The sequence below is a fragment of the Psychrobacter sp. genome, assembly GCF_036731945.1.
Classification (GTDB): Bacteria; Pseudomonadota; Gammaproteobacteria; order Pseudomonadales; family Moraxellaceae; genus Psychrobacter.
Genome location: NZ_DAINDI010000007.1, coordinates 22,083 through 24,068, shown reverse-complemented (window position 1 = coordinate 24,068; position 1,986 = coordinate 22,083). Strand labels below are relative to the sequence as shown.

Genomic DNA, 1,986 nt, shown 5'->3' with positions numbered 1-1,986 from the left:
TCCGGAAGACTTAACCGAGCTCAACCCCTATCACACTTTGCCTGTCTTACAACAGCGTGAGATTGCGCTATATGAGATTAACGTTATCTTCGAATACCTTGAGGAGCGTTATCATGCCAATAAATTATTGCCAGATACGCCGCAAGAGCGCGCCCAGTTTCGTCAATTGGCTTGGCGTATTCAACATGATTGGTTGGTGCTCGGTAAACGGTTGCTCATGCATCCGGACAGTTTTAATAAAGCGCAAGCAGCCTTGGCAAAAAAGCAACTAAGCGACTCCTTGATTACTTTATCGCCCTTGTTTGCTCATAAGCCTTACTTTATGGCCGACGAGTTTGGTTGGTGCGATGTGCTTTTAGCGCCGTTATTATGGCGATTAGAAGAGATGGGCATTGAGTTACCGCGTGCTATCAGCCGCCCTTTATTTGACTATCAAAAACGGGTCTTTGAGCGTGACAGCTTTCAAAAAAGTGTGCGTTAATTAGACAACCGCTGATGACTCCCCTAAAATAGACTCTGATATAGAATAGCGATATAGTGAATAATTTTTTAATAGATACCACTCTGTTAGGAATTACTCATTAAGCAGTATTTAATAACCATACCTAAGGAAACCAAAAAATGAGCGAAGAAACCACCTCTATTACCCCAACACGTCCCTATATGGTGCGCGCGCTATATCAATGGATAGAGGACAATGCGCTCACCCCATACTTGATGGTAGATGCTACCGCTGACAATGTCCAAGTCCCTAAAGAGCATGTCCAAGACGGACGTATCGTGCTCAACATTGCCAGCCGCGCGACCGGTAATATGAGCATGGAAAATGATTATATTCATTTTAGTGCGCGTTTCGGCGGTGTCTCGCAAGAGATTTGGGTACCATTGACGGCGGTAATGGGGATTTATGCCAAAGAAAATTCGCAAGGGATGTTTTTTGACCCTAATGAATACGATGATTATGTCCCTGAAGAAGACGCAGCGACTACATCCAAGAAAAGTACCGCTGCCCCGAAACCTAAGCGCGATAATAAAGCCGGGTTAAAAGTTTTAAAATAATTATGTTAAAAAATCGATTTTGAAACAGCCAAAAAAGTTAGCCATAAAAAAGCCAGTCATATTAAATATGCTGGCTTTTTTCCTTGTCAGGCCACAATCCTAACAGGCTCAAAAACACTTAATCTCTTAGTGTTTAAGTGCTTGATGATTAGGTTCTTGGCAGCGTCACACCGCGCTGACCTTGGTATTTACCGCCACGGTCTTTATAACTGGTTTCGCAAACGTCGTCCGCATCACTTTGAAAAAACAGCATTTGTGCCACGCCCTCGCCCGCATAAATACGCGCAGGCAAGTTAGTGGTATTGCTGAACTCTAACGTCACATGCCCTTCCCACTCAGGCTCAAGTGGTGTGACGTTGACGATGATACCGCAGCGTGCATAGGTCGATTTACCAAGACAAATTGTCAGCACATCACGCGGAATACGAAAATACTCCATTGTGCGCGCCAAAGCAAATGAATTTGGCGGAATGATACACTCGTCACCGATGACATCAATGAAGCTTTTTTCATCGAAGTTTTTTGGGTCTACAATCACTGAATGTACGTTGGTAAAGACTTTAAACTCAGGCGCACAGCGTACATCATAACCGTAGCTTGAGGTGCCATAACTGACCAAACGCTCGCCGGCATCATTAAAACGTACTTGACCTGGTTCGTATGGTTCAATCATGCCATGTTCTTCGGCCATTTTACGAATCCAGCGGTCAGACTTGATAGACATTGTTGTTCCTTAGCAGATATAAAATCGAGATGATGATATGAATGATATTTTGATAGCGACGATTATACGGAATTGACAGCGCAATTTATAGAGCGGCAACGATTTTAAAATTAAGCCTGCTATTTATAAAAATATCATAAGCGCTCATCAGCTACCATTTAGCAAAATGATCTTCCGCCAACCCCATTACCTTATCAAGCTTA

General features: G+C 43.3%; 3 protein-coding genes. 2 read left to right on the top strand and 1 reads right to left on the bottom strand.

The window, feature by feature from the left end:
* Together V7D75_RS02530 and V7D75_RS02525 are read left to right on the top strand one after the other, a co-directional pair.
* A partial coding sequence (locus V7D75_RS02530; protein ID WP_333613278.1) for a glutathione binding-like protein occupies positions 1–481 on the top strand: 481 nt, incomplete at its 5' end.
* Between the two features lie 140 nt (positions 482–621).
* A complete protein-coding gene (locus V7D75_RS02525) occupies positions 622–1,059 on the top strand; it encodes a ClpXP protease specificity-enhancing factor (protein ID WP_191689589.1) in 438 nt (145 codons plus the stop codon).
* Between the two features lie 148 nt (positions 1,060–1,207).
* Here V7D75_RS02525 and dcd read toward each other — a convergent pair whose 3' ends face one another.
* Complete coding sequence (gene dcd, locus V7D75_RS02520; protein WP_102076576.1) at positions 1,208–1,783, bottom strand: dCTP deaminase; 576 nt, start codon at positions 1,781–1,783, stop codon at positions 1,208–1,210.
* Positions 1,784–1,986 lie beyond the last annotated feature (203 nt).

Excerpts from the sequence above, each read along its gene's own strand:
- dcd (WP_102076576.1), bottom strand. The coding sequence starts at position 1,783 with ATGTCTATCAAGTCTGACCGCTGGATTCGTAAAATGGCCGAAGAACAT.
- V7D75_RS02525 (WP_191689589.1), top strand. The coding sequence starts at position 622 with ATGAGCGAAGAAACCACCTCTATTACCCCAACACGTCCCTATATGGTG.